We start from the raw sequence: 16,228 nt of genomic DNA, 5'->3' as shown, positions 1-16,228 counted from the left end.
CCGTACTGGTTTAAAGTTAATCCACTATATTCACACATATTCGCTTTTATCGTTTTCCTTCCAAGCCTGATGCGAGCAGAGCCACAGCAACACAATCCCGCATACCGTCGAAGCCAGCATCATGCCCGCCATCACCAACGCAGAACCATTGTGCAGCCGCGTTGCCAACAGCCCTACGCTTGCGCCGATGATGGATTGGAACGCGCCCAATACCCCATTTGCGCTGGCGCTTTCCTGCTTGAAATAAGCCATAAAGCAAGCTTGTGTGTTTGCGCCGACCAAGCCTTGCGTGCCTACCGAAAACATTACGCATGGCACCAAAGCCCACATCGGCGGCAGCCCCATCGATACGACCAACAGCACCATCGTCAGGTTCGCCACAAACTGCACGATAATGCCCCATTTCAAAATACTTTGCGGGTGCGCCCCCGTTTTCAGCCGCCATGCCGTGATGCGGTTGAACGAAGCCATCGTAAGGACGTTCAGCGCAAAGGCCCAAGAATATTGGTGCGGCGTCACATGGTACAGCTTTTGGTAAACAAAAGACGATTCCGTCAAAAATGCAAACATCGACGCAAAGCTGAATGCCTGAAAAAACAGATAGCCCATCGCCGCCCGCGTTTTCAGCACTCTGGCGAACCTACCCGCCACCAGTCCGAAAATGTCCATCCTGATTTTGCCCGTCTGCTTCGGACGCGGCAGGAAAGTAAAAACCAAGATAAACAAAACAAACGAATACGCCGCCAAAAAACCGAAAATAAAACGCCAGCCGCCCAAATCCTGCAACATCGAGCCGAACATAGGCGCAATCAGCGGCACGACCATCAGGATAATGCCGATTAAGGCAAACATCTGCGCCGCCTGCCTGCCCGAATAATAATCGCGCACCATCGCTCCGACGATGACCACCGTCATCCCCGCTCCGAACGCCTGTACGGCGCGCAGGTTCAACAGCCCGTCTACCGACTGCACCATCGTCAGCGCGACAACGGCCGCAAAATAAATGCTCAAACCGACCAAAGCCACCGGTCTGCGTCCCTTGATGTCCGAAACCGCGCCACCGGCAATCTGACCGAACGCCACGCCGAACATAAACAAAACCAAACTCTGCTCAATGCGGTGGATATCCGTGCTCAACGACTGCGCCATTTCCGGAATGGCGGGCAGGTAGGCATCAACCGAAAACGGCATCAGGGCAACCAACATCGCCATCAAAACCGCCATTTGCTTTTCGCCCAGCGGGGCGGGTGTGGATTGGGACATAAGGGACTTTCTGTGTGTTTGATTTTCTGCGGCGGCTTGGTTCGGAAAGACTTGGCTATCGGATAACGAGGGTAGGGTTAAGCCGCACAATACTGCCTTCGGAACGGAGTCCGACATATAGTGGATTAACTAAATCAGGACAAGGCGACGAAGCCGCAGACAGTACAGATAGTACGGAACCGATTCACTTGGTGCTTCAGCACCTTAGAGAATCGTTCTCTTTGAGCTAAGGCGGGGCAACGCCGTACTGGTTTAAAGTTAATCCACTATAAAAGGTCGTCTGAAACCCGCGATACAGGCTTTCAGACGACCTTTCTTATTGCTTAAGAACGTTGAAACAGATTATTTGGCTGCTTCAGGTTGGCTGGCTGCTTGGCTGGCGGCTGCCGCTTTATCGCCTTCTTTGGCGAAGTATTTGGCGTGGATTTTGTCGTATTCGCCACTGTCGCGTACTTTTTTCAGCGCTTCGTTCAGCATTTTGATGGTCGCTTCGTCGCCTTTGCGTGCGGCAATGCCGTAGTTTTCAATCGTGAAATCAGGCAGGGTGATGAAGTCCATGCTTTTGGTCGGGTTGTTTTTCACATAGTTGGCGATGACCGCGCTGTCGCTGACTACGGCATCCACGCCGCCGTTTTCCAGCTCTTTGATGACCAAAGGAACGCTCTCGAAGCGGGCGATTTTAGGATTGTCGTTGCCCAAGAGTTTGGAAACGGAGAAGTCGCCGGTTTGTCCGGTAACGACACCGACTTTCGCCATGTTTTTGAGGTCGTCTGAAGAGGCGACTTTTTTACCTTTGGGAACGAGGACGACTTGGGTGATTTCAAAATAAGGGTCGGTGAAATCCATGGACTGCTTGCGCTCGTCGGTAATGGTTACGCCGGAGATGACGATATCCGTATCGCCGTTTTTGAGTGCGGGGAAGAGGCTGTCCCAAGGCTGGTGTTTGAATTCGACTTTGAATCCGCCGGCTTTTGCCATCGCATTCATCAAATCAACGTCGAAACCTTCAACGTTGCCGGCGGAATCCAATGATTCGAAAGGGGCGAATTCGGCGTTGGCGGCGACGCGGTACACTTTGTCGGCTTTAGGGGCTGACGAGGAAGCGTCTTTGCTTTGGCCGCCGCAGGCGGAGAGAGCCAGCGCGGAGCAGGCGAGGGCGGCTGCAATCCATTTTTTCATGTTCATGGGGAGGTTCCTTCTTTACGGATATTAATAAATAAACGGATAGTTTAACACGGTTTGGGGAAGTCGCTACGCGTCAGTGGTCTTTTTCGCGGAAAAAAGCGTAGGTTACGTCATGGAAGAGGTCGGTATGCGGGCTGTCTTCGTAGTTCAATTCGGCGAGTGCGTCTTCAAAGGCAAGCTGGATGGACTCGACGGCTTCGTTTGCCATGTCGGACGGCAGCGAACGGATCAGGCCTTTGAGGGCGGTGGCGAGGACGTGGTTCTGCATACGCAAAACGTCGTTGGCTTCTTCCAAATATTCGAGGCGTTGTTCGATGCTGCTCATGATGTGTTCCTGGGAATCTGTTAAAATACCGCATTATAGCAAATCACGGCATTCGCTATGCGCGTGAAATGAAATGACACAACGGAAGAACGAAAGCTAAAAATGGATACGAATCGTCCCGATACGCCACAACAAACGGATGAAAGCCTGGATTGGGAAAGCCGCTTGGAAAAGCTGCGGCAAACCCGCCAATTGAACGCACCTTACACACACGCGCCTTTGGTGCGCGAATCTCAAGAGCCTGCCTTCGAGCAGAAGCCCAAAGCCAAGTCGGTCAAGCTCGACGATGCCAACCGCGATGCCGTGTTGACGGAATATCTGCGCAAATGGCAGGAGGAACACAACGCCATGCTGGAGGAAGAAGCCGCTGAAACGGCGGAGACCGATGCGATGGTGATTTTGCAGGAAAACTGGCTGAACGCGCAGTCTTCGCTGCAAATGAGCGCGTCCGACAGGCAAATCGAGTCCACGCGCACGGTTTGGCTGAACCCGAAACGTAAAACGGTCGAATTTGACGCGCCCGCAAAAGCAGAGACAACGTCGTCTGAAAACGAAAATCCGCAGGCGCAAGAGCAGGTTTCAGACGACCCCAAAGAAGAAACGCCGCCGATTACCGTCCATATCAACGTGTTGAACCCGCAGGTTATCAACCGCAGGGAAGTGTTCTGCATTTCCGAGCAAGACCTGAGCGAGCGTTTAATCAAACGCCTGCGCCCGCACGTTGCCGATGCCGTCAACGGCATGATACGCACCGCCGTGCAGAAACAAATGGCGTTGTTTACCTACCAGCTCCAACAAACCCTCAGCGAACAGGCGCCCGATTTGGTGGAACAGCTTTTGGATTACAACGTGAAAAAAATCCTGAACGACATCAAATACGAAATGAAATACAGTCAGGGAAACAAAAAAGCGTGATCACGCCGCCGCTTCAGGTATCGGACTGAAAATGCTGATTTTTCCGCCGATTTTGTATATAATGGCGGCTCACGTTATCGTGATTTAACTCCTTTCAAATAATTTATGCCCGATGAACCGTCGGGCATTTTTTTGGGCGTGGATTTTATGAACAAAAACAAATGGATTTGGATACTGATTGTTGCCGCCGTGGTAGTCGGTTATCAAAAAATGCAGCAGGGGCGGCAGGGTCAGGCAGTGGATGCGGTACAAACCCAAACGCAGCCCCAAACCCAAGCGGGAAAACGCCAATCTGAGCAGTCTGAATCCAAAAAATCGCAACCGAAGCAGCCGAAATCCGACCGCCAAGCAGGGCAGGGCAGTGCGGAACAAATATTGCAGCAAGCCTTTGAAAACCAACAGAGCGATATTCAGGTGAAAGGCGCAGGTACCGTTCTCAAAACGCTGCCCGACGACAATCAAGGCACGCGCCATCAGCGTTTTATCTTGAAACTGTCCAGCGGGCAAACGCTTTTAGTGGCGCACAACATCGACCTCGCTGACAAAATCAAAGGTTTGAAAAAAGGCGATAAAGTCGGCTTCTACGGCGAATACGAATGGTCGGAACAGGGCGGCGTCCTCCATTGGACGCACCACGACCCCGCAGGCCGCCATGCCGACGGCTGGCTGGAGCACAACGGAAGGGTTTATCAATAAAAGCTTGGAACGGTTGCAAAAGGTCGTCTGAAAAACGTTTTCAGACGACCTTTTGCTATTTGCCGTCAAACTTGAAAGACGGCGCAAATAAGCGCAAAATGTTAACAAGTTAACCTATGGCTTCTCTTATTTATAGTGGATTAAATTTAAATCAGGACAAGGCGAGGTAACGCCGTACTGGTTTAAAGTTAATCCACTATAAGACATCAAACAAACCTGCTGAACAAGATTGGAAAACAAATGAGTAAAAAACTCCACCCGCAGACGCTCGCCATACGCGGCGGCAAAGAGCAAACCGAATACCGCGAACACAATCAGGCATTGTTCCTCACCAGCAGCTTCATGTGGGACAGCGCCCAACATGCCGCCGATTTGTTTTCCAAGAAAATCAAAGGGTTCACTTATACCCGTACTGCCAATCCGACCACAGCCGCTTTTGAAAAACGCATCGCCGCCTTAGAAGGCGCGGAACGCGCGGTCGCCACTTCGACCGGTATGTCCGCGATTCAGGCGGCGTTTTTCACCTTCCTGCAGGCGGGCGACCATGTGATTTCCAGCCGCAGCCTGTTCGGCACGACCGTCGGCTTTATCAATAACATCGTCACCAAATTCGGCATCGAAGTGAGCCATGTGTCGCCGACAGATGTGGACGAATGGAAAGCCGCCGTCAAAGCCAACACCAAACTGCTGTTTTTGGAAACACCTTCCAACCCCTTGGGCGAAGTGGCCGACTTGGAAGCCTTGGCAGAATTGGCGCACAGCATCGGCGCGCTTTTGGTGGTGGACAACAGCCTGCTGTCGCCTGTCGGCTCGCAGCCTTTGAAACACGGCGCGGATATTTCCGTTTCCTCCGCAACCAAAGCCATCGACGGACACGGACGCGTGATGGGCGGCGTGTTGGCGGGTTCGGAAGAACTGATGACGCAGGTCGCCGTTTACTGCAACTCTTGCGGGCTGGCGATGTCGCCGTTTAACGCATGGCAGTTGTTGAGCGGCGTGGAAACCCTGTCGCTGCGTATGGAAAAACAGTTCGATAATGCCCTGAAAATCGCCCAATGGCTGCAAGCGCAGCCGCAGGTTCAAGCCGTTTACTACACCGGATTGCCCGACCATCCGCAGGCGGAGCTTATCCGCAAACAGCAAAACGGCGGCGGCATCGTCATCGGCTTTGAAGTCGCCGACACTGACGCCGCGTGGAAAGTCGTGGACGGCGTCGAACTCTTCTCCCGTACCGCCAACCTCGGTGACGTGCGCTCGACCATTACCCACCCGTGGACAACCACACACGGCAGAATGCAGCCCGAAGAAAAACTCGCCGCCAATATCCGCCCCGGACTGGTGCGCCTGTCTGTCGGCTTGGAATACGTCGATGATTTGATTGACGATTTGAAACAGGCGTTGGCGCGTTAAGCCAAACGCCCGACGGACGGCATTTGCTGAACCATTACATTTCAGACGACCTCTTGGCGTTTCAAAGGTCGTCTGAAAACATTAAAATACACACAACATCAAATAAGGAAATCGATTATGAGTGAAGCGGAATTTTCCGATTGGGCGATGAAAATCTGTCTGACCGGACTGGTTATTTTCTTGGGCTTTATCGTCTGGAACTTGGGCAAAGAATCCAAGGCGGGCAAATTCGGCATCGCGATTTTGTTCCTGGTATTGGGCTTGGGCGTGTTCGGCTTTATTTTCAAAGAAGTGCTGATTAAATTCATCGCCCTGCCTTGAGGCGGCAAACTAAGAAGAATAAGGGAAAGGTCGTCTGAAAACCCCGGATACGGGCTTTTTCAGACGACCTTTGCATTTTGACAGCAAAGTTTAAGATAGGAGCTTGGTACATGATTGAAGTATTACTGCCCGGAATTTGGTATGGCAAAGTCAATCAGATGAGTTTGGATGAACTAAAGGGCAGCTTGCTTTCGGTTCAGGAAGAGCGCGAACGCATATTGCTCATTGTCGAAATCATGAAAAAAGGAGACTTTTCCGTCAAAAACCTTTTAGTCGACCTGATGAACCAAACAAAAGATAAAACGGTATTAAATTTGTGTATTAGGCTGTTTTGTTCGGTGTGTACACACGATGATTTGCAAAACATTGGGAATTTGCGTTTTTTGGATTCCGCATCGTCATTTGGTGCCTTTACCTTCGTTGTCGGCGCAACGGCAACAATGTCATACCAAGTCATTCCATACCTTTTAGCGTTGTGGGGGCAATGGGATGGCTTTGACAGTAATTTAGAAATAGCGATAAAAGATGCGTTGGATATTTTCCTCAACTATCGTTCAACATTATCGGAAAACGCAACCTTGGATGATGTAGGAAATTTATATCTGGATAAGATAAAAACCATAGATTCAGATTGTTATTACTATAAGTCCTCTCCCGCCTTCCCCGGTTTATTGACGCAAGAAATTATGACTGCTCTATATGTTGCCGCACAAAAGAGGGAAAAATATAATCTCTATGTCCAATCTTCTCTTTTATCTATCTTTACGGGCGAAAAAATTCCGGTTGAGACTGATGCGGTCATCTCGAGAAATGAGCTTGATTTGATGATTGGCTATATCGATCGGTTAGCCGAAAAAAACTGGATAGAGGGTATGAAGTATTTTTATGGACACCCCGTTGAAAATTTATAAAACGGAAGGAATGTTGCTATCCATAAATGCATGGCAGCTTCAATGGCAAACCGCCATGCTGCCGTTATTCCTTATTTGAATTCCTGCTATATTTATCAACTCTTTCAGACAAAAAGGTCGTCTGAAAACCTTGAATCTGGGTTTTCAGACGACCTTTTGTCCTGATGGGGCTGTCTTTATTTGTTGGCGTTCAGATAAAGGTTGATCAGGCGGGTGGTGGAGCTGTCGTGTTTTTGTACGCCGGTTTCGCCAGTCAGCTCGGCGAGGATGGTTTTGGCGAGCTGTTTGCCGAGTTCGACACCCCATTGGTCGAAGCTGTTGATGCCCCAGATGATGCCTTGGACGAAGGTTTTGTGTTCGTACATGGCGATCAGGCTACCCATGTTGCGGGGGTTGATTTTGTCCATGAGGATGAGGTTGGTCGGGCGGTTGCCTGAGAAGGTTTTGTGCGGAACCAGCTCTTCGATGCGCTCTGCTTCCATGCCTTGAGCTTTGAGTTCGGCGCGGACTTCGTCGGGGGTTTTGCCGCGCATGAAGGCTTCGGCTTGGGCGAAGACGTTGGCGAGTAGGATTTCATGGTGGCCGCGCAGGTTGCTGCGTTTTTCAAGCGAGGCGATGAGGTCGATCGGGGTGATGTGGGTGCCTTGGTGCAGCAGTTGGAAGAAGGCGTGCTGACCGTTGATGCCGGTTTCGCCCCAGATGATGGGGGAGGTTTCGTAGCCGACTGCTTTGCCGTCGAGGGTAACTTGTTTGCCGTTGCTCTCCATGTCGAGCTGCTGGATGAATTTGGGCAGGCGGTGGAGGTGTTGGTCGTAAGGCGCGATGACGTGGCTGCCACCGCCGTAGTAGTTGATGTACCAGATGCCGATGAGGGCAAGGATGACGGGCATGTTGCGCTCGAGCGGGGTGTTGATGAAGTGTTGGTCCATCAGGTGCGCGCCGTTGAGCATTTCGATGAAGTTTTCTTCGCCCAAATAGAGCATGATGGGCAGGCCGATGGCTGACCAGAGGCTGTATCGTCCGCCGACCCAGTCCCAAAATTCGAACATGTTGGCGGTGTCGATGCCGAACTCGGCGACGGCTTTTTGGTTGGTGGAGACGGCGACGAAGTGTTTGGCGACGGCGGCTTCGTCGCCTGCGTGGTCAAGGAACCATTTGCGCGCGGTCAGGGCGTTGGTGAGGGTTTCTTGGGTGGTGAAGGTTTTGGAGGCGATGATGAAGAGGGTGGTCTCGGGGTGGACTTTGGACAATACGTCGCGCAGTTGGGAGCCATCCACGTTGGAGACGAAGTGCATGTTGAGGCGGGGGTGTCCGAAGGGTTTGAGCGCGGTACACATCATCAGCGGGCCGAGGTCGGAGCCGCCGATGCCGATGTTGACGATGTCGGTGATGACTTGGTTGGTGTAGCCTAACCAGCTGCCGCTGCGGACTTCATGTGCGAATTCGCCCATGCGTTGGAGGACGTGGTTGACTTTGGGCATGACGTCTTTGCCGTCAACGACGATGGGGGAGTTGGTGCGGTTGCGCAGGGCGACGTGGAGGACGGCGCGGTTTTCGGTGGTGTTGATTTTTTCGCCGCGGAACATCTGCTGCATGCGTTCGGGTACGCCGGCTTCACGGGCAAGCTCGAACAACAGTGCCATGGTTTCGTCGTTGATGCGGTTTTTGGAGTAATCCAGCGTTAGTCCGCCGACTTGCAGCCAGTAGCGTTCGGCACGCTGCGGGTCTTGATCGAACATTTCGCGCATGTGTTGTTCTTTGGTTTCGTCAAAATGTATCCATAATTTTGACCAAGCCGGTAAGTCGTGAAGGTGTTTCATCGGATGCTCCTGAGGTTGGACGGTTTTGTGGGAAAACGGCCGCGAGGTCGTCTGAAACGGGAACGGGTGGGTTTCCGTTTTTAGGGTTGGGTGTGAATGCGGGGTCTGCCGTTATTGGGGTTGGGTGGCAACATTGAAGAAAAACGGCGGCACTGATTTTTTGGTCGGTATTTTCAGACGACCTTGGGATATGTCGGGTCGTCTGAAAATGTATAGTGGCTTAACTTTAAACCAGTACGGCGTTGCCTCGTCTTGTCGTACTATCTGTACTGTCTGCGGCTTCGTCGCCTTGTCCTGATTTAAATTTAATCCACTATATTGTTTAGTCTTTGTCGTAATCGATGTGTTTGTTGTGTATGCTTTTTTTGCTTTTTTGCAGTTGCAGGCTGGCGGCATCGCCCAGGCGCAGGGCGAGTCCGATGGCGAGGATGTCGATGACGGCGAGTTGCAGCAGGCGGGACACCATGGGGGTGTAGAGTTCGGCGTTTTCCTGCGTGGCGATGCTCAATACGCAGTCGGCAAGCTGTGCCAGCGGGGAGTCGTTGCGGGTCAGGGCGATGACGGACGCGCCGTTTTCTTTGGCGATGCTGACGGCGTCTAAAAGCTCGATGGACGAGCCGGTGTTGGAAATGGCGACGACGACGTCTTGGTCGGACAGGACGGAGGCTGCCATCAGTTGGGTGTGGGTATCGACGTAGGCGACGGTGGAAATGCCGAAGCGGAAGAATTTGTGTTGCGCATCTTGGGCGACGATGCCGGAGTTGCCGACGCCGTAAAACTCGACACGGCGCGCGTGCATCAGGGTGGCGATGGCGTTTTCCAGTTCGGACTCTTTCAGGAAGCGGCGTTCGCCCAAAATGGAGGCGGCGGCGTTGCCCAATACTTTTTCGACAACGATGCTCATGTCGTCGTCGGCGTTGAGCTCTTCATGGACGTAGGGCATACCTTCGTGGCCTATGCTGGCGGACAGGGCGAGTTTGAACTCGGGCAGTCCTTTGTAGCCCAGGCTGCGGCAAAAACGGATGACGGTCGGCTGGCTGACGGATGCGCGCTCGGCGATTTCGGCGACGGCGGCATGGACAAACCATTTGGGTTCCGCCAAGGCGCATTCGGCGACTTTGCGTTCTGCGCCCGACAGGTTTGACAGTGATTCGCTGATTTTGCTTAACATAAATATGCCCTTCGGTGTGTGCCGCCCCTTGTCGGGGCGGCTTGTGTGATTAAACGTTTTTCAAGTGGTTGTCGAGTGCCGCCGCTGCGCCGGTGATGCCCGGAAATTCGCTTAAGACGACATAGACGGGAATCGCGGCGAGATAGGCTTCGAAACGGCCTTTGTTTTCAAAGCGGCTGCGGAAAGGTGAGGTTTTAAAATATTCCAAAACGCGGGGGATGATGCCGCCGCACAAATACACGCCGCCGCGCGCGCCCAGCGTCAGGGCGAGGTTGGAGGCGACCGTGCCGAGCATGGCGCAGAAGATGTCCAAAGTCTGACGGCAGAGCGGGGACGTGCCGCTTAAGGCTTTTTCGGTGATTTCGGACGGTTTGAGGCGGTAGTTTTTCAGTTTGTCGCGTTTGGCGAGTGCCTCGTAAATCAGGCTCAAACCTGCGCCGCTGAGGAAGCGTTCGGCGGAAACATGGCCGTATTTGTTTTTCGCATACTGCCAAATCAAAACTTCCATGTCGTCAAACGGCGGGAAGCTGGAATGGCCGCCTTCGCCGGCAAGCGCCACCCAGCCTGCGGGGCTGTGCACCAGTCCGCTCACGCCCAAACCGGTTCCCGGCCCGATGACGGCTTTGGGGGCGAATTCGATGGGTTTATGCCCGCCTACCTGCATCAGGTCTTTGCTTGAAGTCTGCGTTACCGCCAATGCCTGCGCGGTAAAGTCGTTCAAGAGGATGAGGGTGTCCAGCCCCAGTGCCTGACGGGTGGTTTCGATGGAAAACGCCCAGTGGTGGTTGGTCATTTGCACCCAGTCGCCCAATATCGGGTTGGCGATGGCGAAGGCGGCGTGCCGGACTTCGGCTCCGCCTGCCTGTTCCAAATAGGCTTTGGCGGCATCGACGATGGTGTCGTAGTCTTTGCACGGCAAGACTTGGGCTTTTTCAATCTGATGCGGGGCGGTTTCGAGCGCGAAGCGGGCGTTGGTGCCGCCGATGTCGGCGACCAGGCGCGGATAGTTTTTGCCGACGGGTTGTTGAATATCAGTTTGAGTAGAAGACATGGCAGTTCACTCCTTGATGGTTCAATACCAGGCTGGTCGGATATTCCAAATCGGCGCGCGCGGCGGCTTTGTCGAACACGGCTTTTTTCTCCGCACCCTGAATCGCCAAAAAGACGTTTTCCGTTTTGGCGATGGCGCCCAAGGTCATGCTGACGCGTTCGTGCGGCGCGGTAACGGGCGTGGTGTGGATGAGGGTCGGGTCGTCTGATTCGTTGATGGCTGCCTTCAGCTGCGGCGCTTGCGGGAAGAGGGAGGCGGTATGTCCGTCGCCGCCCATGCCCAAAATCAGTACGTCAGGTTGTTTGTAATGTTTCAGCGCGTAGGCAACGACGCTGTCGGGTTGTAATTCAGTTTCAGTTTTACCCGCTTCGACAACGGGAATCCAAGTCGCTGCGGCGGCTTTGTTTTGCAACAGGTATTCGTGTGCTAGGGCAGTGTTGCTGTCGGCGTGGGTCGTCGGCACGATGCGCTCGTCAACCAAAGTGATGCTGACTTTTTGCCAGTCCAAATCTTTTTGTGACAAGGCTTGGAAGAAGGGAATCGGCGAGCGGCCGCCGGAAACTGCCAACACTGCGCTGCCTTTGTTATTCAGCGCGTTTTGCAGCGCGACGGCGACTGCGTCTGCCAAAGCCTCTGAAGCGGCTGCTGCGTTTTCGTATTCATGCCAAACGAACATAAAAGTGTCCTTTCTCTGTTTTCAGACGACCTTTTTGTTAAGAAGGGGGCAGGAGGTCGTCTGAAAGGCAGTGTTTGTGAGCGGGAAAGTAAGTGAGAGCCTGTATTGTCGATGGCGGCGAGAATGTCGGCGGAAACGCCTAATCTGCCGCCTTATGGTTTTCAGACGACCTTTTTGAACCGTGAACGTTTCAAACAAAGGTCGTCTGAAAAGGCTTTACTGGTCTTCGTGCCACTTGTGTCCGTCGCGCGCCAACAGTTCGCGGGCGGCCTCCGGACCCCATGAATGCGCGTCGTAGCCGTGCGGCGGGGTGGTGTTGCTTGCCCAGTTATCCAAAATCGGCATCACATATTCCCAAGCGGCTTCGAGTTCGTCGCGGCGGTTGAAGAGGGCGAGCTTGCCGTTGATGACGTCCAGCAGCAGGCGTTCGTAAGCTTCGGCGCGGCGGCCTTCGAGGACTTTGTCCAAGTCGGCTGCCAGCGGCACGATTTCGACTTTGTTGCCTGCGCCCGGCGTTTTCATCTGCGTATAGAGGCGTACGGATTCGGTCGGTTGCAATTCGATAACCAAACGGTTTGGCGTGGCTTGGCTGTTTTCAAAAATATGGTTTTGCAGCGGACGGAAGTTCAATACGATTTCTGCCACTTTGCCCGCCATGCGTTTGCCGGTGCGCAGATAGAAGGGAACGCCTTTCCAACGGTCGTTTTCGATTTCGGCTTTGATGGCGACGTAGGTTTCGGTGAAGCTGTTTTGCGGAACGTTGATTTCTTGCAGATAGCCGTTCATGCCTTTGGCGGCGGTGTATTGTCCGCGCACGACGTTTTCGTTGACAGATTCGATGGTCAGCGGTTTCAATGATTTGATGACTTTGACTTTTTCATCGCGCACTGCGTCGGCATCCAAGCTGGCGGGTGCTTCCATCGCAGTCATGCACAGCATTTGCATCAGGTGGTTTTGCACCATGTCGCGCAGCGCGCCGGTAATGTCGTAGAACTCGCCGCGTTCTTCCACGCCGAGCTGTTCGGCGATGGTCAGTTGTACGCTTTCGATATATTTGTTGTTCCACAACGGCTCGAACATCACGTTGGCAAAACGCAGCGCCAGCAGGTTTTGTAGGCTTTCTTTGCCTAAGTAGTGGTCGATGCGGTAGATTTGGCTTTCTTTGAAGTAGCGGGCGACATCGGTATTGATTTGTTGGGAAGAGGCGAGGTCGGTACCCAGCGGTTTTTCCAAAACGACGCGCGCGTTGTCGGCGTTCAGTCCGACTTTGGCAAGGTTTTCGCAGGCTTGCGCGAAGAATTTCGGCGCGGTGGAAAGATAGATGATGACGTTGTCGGTCTCTTTGCGGGCTTTGACTTTTTCGCCCAAAGCGGCAAAATCGGCTTCTTGGGTAACGTCGACTTTCAAATATTCGATGCGTTTGACGAACGATGCCCAGGCGTCGTCTGAAAAGTTTTGTTTGACATGGATTTTGGAGTTGGTTTCCACTTTTGCCAAAAAGCCCGCCGTATCCAAATCGCTGCGGCTGACACCTAAAATACGACCCTGAGGATTGAGCAACCCTGCAACGTGCGCCTGATACAGACAAGGCAGCAGCTTACGCATTGCCAAATCGCCGGTCGCGCCGAACAACACCAAATCAAAATTTGTTTGTGTACTCATCGTTTTATCTCTCGTTGAGGAAGGCCTTGTGCCGGCGCCGCCGGATGCCGTGAAAGACGGGCGGTTTCGGCAGAAAAGCAATGGAAACCAATCGCCTGCATCAAAATTTCAAAACAGGCGGGCTAATGAGTAGTAATACTACACATGGCTACACATTTTGTCTATTCTCATTTTTACAAATTATTTGACTTAGTTTAAAAGTTTGATGAGTTTGGTCTGGTAGATTTTCACAAATGACGCATATCACGATTTAAATCAAATTTCTTACATTTAGCAGATTATTTTGTAACTAAATTACAGGTTTTGTATTATAATAGCCTGCATAGATAGAGTGAGGCTTTCAGACGACCCCTTGCATGGTTTGAAAGGTCGTCTGAAACGCTGAACGCCCCACACCCAATACAAAAAATCAGAAACGCGCAAACAAAAATCCCATACCACCCCTTCCGACAGGAGACCGAACATGAATCCCACTCCTATCCACCCCAAGCTCGCCGAAATCACCGAGCGCATCATCGAACGCAGCCGTCCGACCCGCGAAAAATATCTGGCGAAAATCCGCAGCGCCAAACAAATGGGACGGCTGGAGCGCAACCAGCTCGGTTGCAGCAACTTGGCGCACGGCTACGCCTCCATGCCCAAAAGCATCAAAATCGAAATGCTTCAGGACACCGTCCCCAACTTAGGCATCATCACCGCCTACAACGACATGGTTTCCGCACACCAGCCGTTTAAAGACTTCCCCGACCAAATTAAAGACGAAGCGCAGAAAAACGGCGCAACCGCGCAAGTTGCCGGCGGTACGCCCGCCATGTGCGACGGCATCACGCAGGGCTACGCCGGTATGGAATTGTCGCTGTTCTCCCGCGACGTCATCGCCATGAGTACCGCCATCGGCCTGTCGCACCAAATGTTCGACGGCAGCCTGTTTATGGGCGTGTGCGACAAAATCGTACCGGGTTTGATGATTGGCGCGCTTTCGTTCGGTCATATTCCGGGCATCTTCGTCCCCGCAGGCCCGATGTCCAGCGGTATCGGCAATAAAGAAAAAGCCCGCACCCGCCAGCTTTTCGCCGAAGGCAAAGTCGGCCGCGACGAACTTTTGAAAAGCGAAATGGGTTCCTACCACAGCCCCGGTACCTGCACCTTCTACGGCACGGCAAACTCCAATCAAATGATGATGGAAATGATGGGCGTACACCTGCCCGCCGCCGCTTTCGTCCATCCCTATACCGACCTGCGCGAAGCCTTGACCCGCTACGCTGCCGGACACCTCGCACGCGGCATCAAAAACGGCACCATCAAACCCTTGGGCGAAATGTTGACCGAAAAATCCTTCATCAACGCCCTGATCGGTCTGATGGCGACCGGCGGCTCGACCAACCACACCATGCACCTCGTCGCCATGGCGCGCGCCGCAGGCGTGATTTTGAACTGGGACGACTTTGACGAAATTTCCTCCATCATCCCGCTGCTCATCCGCGTGTACCCCAACGGCAAGGCCGACGTGAACCACTTTACCGCAGCAGGCGGCCTGCCTTTCGTTATCCGCGAATTACTGGACGCAGGTTTGTTGCACGACGATGTCGATACCGTCGTCGGACACGGTATGCGCCACTACACCAAAGAACCTTTCCTCATCGACGGCAAACTCGAATGGCGCGAAGCCCCCGAAACCAGCGGCAACGACGACATCCTGCGCAAAGTCGACAACCCGTTCTCCCCGGACGGCGGCCTGCGCCTGATGAAAGGCAATATCGGACGCGGCGTGATTAAAGTGTCCGCCGTGCGCGAAGGCTGCCGCATCATCGAAGCGCCCGCCATCGTGTTCAACGACCAACGCGAAGTGTTGGCAGCGTTTGAACGCGGCGAGTTGGAACGCGATTTTGTGTGCGTCGTCCGCTACCAAGGCCCGCGCGCCAACGGTATGCCCGAGTTGCACAAACTGACCCCGCCTTTGGGCATCCTGCAAGACCGCGGCTTCAAAGTGGCGCTACTGACCGACGGCCGTATGTCCGGCGCGTCCGGCAAAGTGCCCGCGTCCATCCACATGACGCCCGAAGCCCTGATGGGCGGCAACATCGCCAAAATCCGTACCGGCGACCTGATCCGCTTCGACTCCGTTACCGGCGAACTCAACGTCCTGATTAACGAGGCCGAATGGAACGCCCGCGAAGTCGAACACATCGACTTGAGCGCGAACCAACAAGGCTGCGGCCGCGAACTCTTCGCCAACTTCCGCAGCATGACCAGCAGCGCAGAAACCGGTGCCATGAGCTTCGGCGGCGAATTTGCCTGATGCACGTTTCAGACGACCTTTTCAAACGGAAGGTCGTCTGAAAAATTATTGAAGCGGTTTAAGTTCAAGATGTCGGATTCAAGAATCCGACCTACAGCCCCAAAGGTCGTCTGAAATTTATAATCCCGTCCCGTTTTAACGCAGCAGATGTAGCGTGGGCTTTGCCCACGAACAAAACCAAAGACGTAGCAACTGTATTTTTCACCCCGTCGGGCAAAAATACCAAAACTCAAATCAAGCCGTTCGGATACCGTTTTCGGTGGTACCGTTTTCGGCAAAGTAATCACGCATCCGGGCATTCAATATCGTCAGCAGTTTGCGCATACATGCCGTAACGGCAACCTTATACGGCTTACCCTTGGACAGCAGGCGTTGGTAGAAATCCCGAATAAGCGGTTCAAAAACGTGTCGCTACCACGGTAGCCATATACAGTGCCTTACGCACCGCAGACCTTCCGCCAAAGCAGCGGCTTTGAATTTGGTTCCCCGCTCTCCCTCGGGTGCGGGCAATGCCGACCAAACT

14 protein-coding genes and 2 pseudogenes are annotated in these 16,228 nt (G+C 53.3%); 6 read left to right on the top strand and 10 right to left on the bottom strand.

The genetic code is table 11. The features are described 5' to 3' along the window. Window positions 1–30 precede the first annotated feature (30 nt). The 3 genes from HMPREF1028_RS08535 to HMPREF1028_RS08525 form a co-directional block, all read right to left on the bottom strand. Window positions 31–1,263, bottom strand: a complete 1,233-nt coding sequence (locus HMPREF1028_RS08535) for a multidrug effflux MFS transporter (protein WP_009312381.1) — start codon at window positions 1,261–1,263, stop codon at window positions 31–33. A gap of 342 nt (window positions 1,264–1,605) precedes the next feature. After that, on the bottom strand, window positions 1,606–2,448 hold the full coding sequence (locus HMPREF1028_RS08530; protein ID WP_009312380.1) for a basic amino acid ABC transporter substrate-binding protein: 843 nt from the start codon (window positions 2,446–2,448) through the stop codon (window positions 1,606–1,608). Between the two features lie 73 nt (window positions 2,449–2,521). After that, the gene (locus HMPREF1028_RS08525) at window positions 2,522–2,773 is read right to left on the bottom strand and encodes a hypothetical protein (protein WP_003768589.1); all 252 of its coding nucleotides are present in this window, start codon (window positions 2,771–2,773) and stop codon (window positions 2,522–2,524) included. A 102-nt stretch (window positions 2,774–2,875) separates the two neighbouring features. Here HMPREF1028_RS08525 and HMPREF1028_RS08520 point away from each other — a divergent pair, with 102 nt between their 5' ends. The 5 genes from HMPREF1028_RS08520 to imm47 all read left to right on the top strand — a co-directional run bounded on the left by HMPREF1028_RS08520 (window position 2,876) and on the right by imm47 (window position 7,026). Beyond that, a complete protein-coding gene (locus HMPREF1028_RS08520) occupies window positions 2,876–3,688 on the top strand; it encodes a hypothetical protein (RefSeq protein ID WP_009312379.1) in 813 nt (270 codons plus the stop codon). Between the two features lie 105 nt (window positions 3,689–3,793). Beyond that, window positions 3,794–4,384: a DUF3465 domain-containing protein gene (locus HMPREF1028_RS08515; protein WP_009312378.1), complete on the top strand. Its 591-nt coding sequence runs from the start codon at window positions 3,794–3,796 to the stop codon at window positions 4,382–4,384. Between the two features lie 240 nt (window positions 4,385–4,624). Continuing rightward, window positions 4,625–5,794, top strand: a complete 1,170-nt coding sequence (metZ, locus tag HMPREF1028_RS08510; RefSeq protein WP_003776974.1) for an O-succinylhomoserine sulfhydrylase — start codon at window positions 4,625–4,627, stop codon at window positions 5,792–5,794. 117 nt (window positions 5,795–5,911) lie between these two features. Continuing rightward, window positions 5,912–6,115: a DUF2788 domain-containing protein gene (locus tag HMPREF1028_RS08505; protein ID WP_003768561.1), complete on the top strand. Its 204-nt coding sequence runs from the start codon at window positions 5,912–5,914 to the stop codon at window positions 6,113–6,115. A gap of 110 nt (window positions 6,116–6,225) precedes the next feature. Continuing rightward, window positions 6,226–7,026, top strand: coding sequence for an Imm47 family immunity protein (gene imm47 / locus HMPREF1028_RS08500; RefSeq protein ID WP_003776977.1), 801 nt, complete (start codon window positions 6,226–6,228; stop codon window positions 7,024–7,026). 176 nt (window positions 7,027–7,202) lie between these two features. Here imm47 and pgi read toward each other — a convergent pair whose 3' ends face one another. From pgi to zwf, 6 genes and pseudogenes are all read right to left on the bottom strand, one after another. Further along, complete coding sequence (gene pgi / locus HMPREF1028_RS08495; protein ID WP_009312377.1) at window positions 7,203–8,846, bottom strand: glucose-6-phosphate isomerase; 1,644 nt, start codon at window positions 8,844–8,846, stop codon at window positions 7,203–7,205. A gap of 207 nt (window positions 8,847–9,053) precedes the next feature. Further along, a pseudogene (locus HMPREF1028_RS14745) lies at window positions 9,054–9,179 on the bottom strand (IS5/IS1182 family transposase); the annotation flags it as partial. Then, window positions 9,169–10,017: a DNA-binding transcriptional regulator HexR gene (gene hexR / locus HMPREF1028_RS08490; protein WP_003776986.1), complete on the bottom strand. Its 849-nt coding sequence runs from the start codon at window positions 10,015–10,017 to the stop codon at window positions 9,169–9,171. The pseudogene HMPREF1028_RS14745 and the gene hexR, both read right to left, overlap by 11 nt. A gap of 49 nt (window positions 10,018–10,066) precedes the next feature. After that, the gene (locus HMPREF1028_RS08485; protein ID WP_009312376.1) at window positions 10,067–11,068 is read right to left on the bottom strand and encodes a glucokinase; all 1,002 of its coding nucleotides are present in this window, start codon (window positions 11,066–11,068) and stop codon (window positions 10,067–10,069) included. Next, window positions 11,049–11,744: a 6-phosphogluconolactonase gene (gene pgl / locus HMPREF1028_RS08480; RefSeq protein WP_009312375.1), complete on the bottom strand. Its 696-nt coding sequence runs from the start codon at window positions 11,742–11,744 to the stop codon at window positions 11,049–11,051. The genes HMPREF1028_RS08485 and pgl overlap by 20 nt, the downstream gene beginning before the upstream one ends. A 216-nt stretch (window positions 11,745–11,960) precedes the next feature. Further along, the gene (gene zwf, locus HMPREF1028_RS08475) at window positions 11,961–13,406 is read right to left on the bottom strand and encodes a glucose-6-phosphate dehydrogenase (protein WP_009312374.1); all 1,446 of its coding nucleotides are present in this window, start codon (window positions 13,404–13,406) and stop codon (window positions 11,961–11,963) included. Between the two features lie 463 nt (window positions 13,407–13,869). Here zwf and edd point away from each other — a divergent pair, with 463 nt between their 5' ends. Continuing rightward, a complete protein-coding gene (gene edd / locus HMPREF1028_RS08470) occupies window positions 13,870–15,705 on the top strand; it encodes a phosphogluconate dehydratase (protein ID WP_009312373.1) in 1,836 nt (611 codons plus the stop codon). Between the two features lie 234 nt (window positions 15,706–15,939). Here the strand turns inward: edd and HMPREF1028_RS08465 are convergent. Next, window positions 15,940–16,228, bottom strand: a pseudogene (locus HMPREF1028_RS08465) (transposase); the annotation flags it as partial.

The organism is Neisseria sp. GT4A_CT1 (genome assembly GCF_000227275.1).
GTDB lineage: Bacteria > Pseudomonadota > Gammaproteobacteria > Burkholderiales > Neisseriaceae > Neisseria.
This window is presented reverse-complemented; position numbering and strand designations above follow the sequence as displayed.

What these genes read in the sequence shown, in the direction of transcription:
- HMPREF1028_RS08535 (WP_009312381.1), bottom strand. Translation starts at nt 1,263, where the DNA reads ATGTCCCAATCCACACCCGCCCCGCTGGGCGAAAAGCAAATGGCGGTT.
- HMPREF1028_RS08530 (WP_009312380.1), bottom strand. Translation starts at nt 2,448, where the DNA reads ATGAACATGAAAAAATGGATTGCAGCCGCCCTCGCCTGCTCCGCGCTG.
- HMPREF1028_RS08525 (WP_003768589.1), bottom strand. Translation starts at nt 2,773, where the DNA reads ATGAGCAGCATCGAACAACGCCTCGAATATTTGGAAGAAGCCAACGAC.
- HMPREF1028_RS08520 (WP_009312379.1), top strand. Translation starts at nt 2,876, where the DNA reads ATGGATACGAATCGTCCCGATACGCCACAACAAACGGATGAAAGCCTG.
- HMPREF1028_RS08515 (WP_009312378.1), top strand. Translation starts at nt 3,794, where the DNA reads ATGCCCGATGAACCGTCGGGCATTTTTTTGGGCGTGGATTTTATGAAC.
- metZ (WP_003776974.1), top strand. Translation starts at nt 4,625, where the DNA reads ATGAGTAAAAAACTCCACCCGCAGACGCTCGCCATACGCGGCGGCAAA.
- HMPREF1028_RS08505 (WP_003768561.1), top strand. Translation starts at nt 5,912, where the DNA reads ATGAGTGAAGCGGAATTTTCCGATTGGGCGATGAAAATCTGTCTGACC.
- imm47 (WP_003776977.1), top strand. Translation starts at nt 6,226, where the DNA reads ATGATTGAAGTATTACTGCCCGGAATTTGGTATGGCAAAGTCAATCAG.
- pgi (WP_009312377.1), bottom strand. Translation starts at nt 8,846, where the DNA reads ATGAAACACCTTCACGACTTACCGGCTTGGTCAAAATTATGGATACAT.
- hexR (WP_003776986.1), bottom strand. Translation starts at nt 10,017, where the DNA reads ATGTTAAGCAAAATCAGCGAATCACTGTCAAACCTGTCGGGCGCAGAA.
- HMPREF1028_RS08485 (WP_009312376.1), bottom strand. Translation starts at nt 11,068, where the DNA reads ATGTCTTCTACTCAAACTGATATTCAACAACCCGTCGGCAAAAACTAT.
- pgl (WP_009312375.1), bottom strand. Translation starts at nt 11,744, where the DNA reads ATGTTCGTTTGGCATGAATACGAAAACGCAGCAGCCGCTTCAGAGGCT.
- zwf (WP_009312374.1), bottom strand. Translation starts at nt 13,406, where the DNA reads ATGAGTACACAAACAAATTTTGATTTGGTGTTGTTCGGCGCGACCGGC.
- edd (WP_009312373.1), top strand. Translation starts at nt 13,870, where the DNA reads ATGAATCCCACTCCTATCCACCCCAAGCTCGCCGAAATCACCGAGCGC.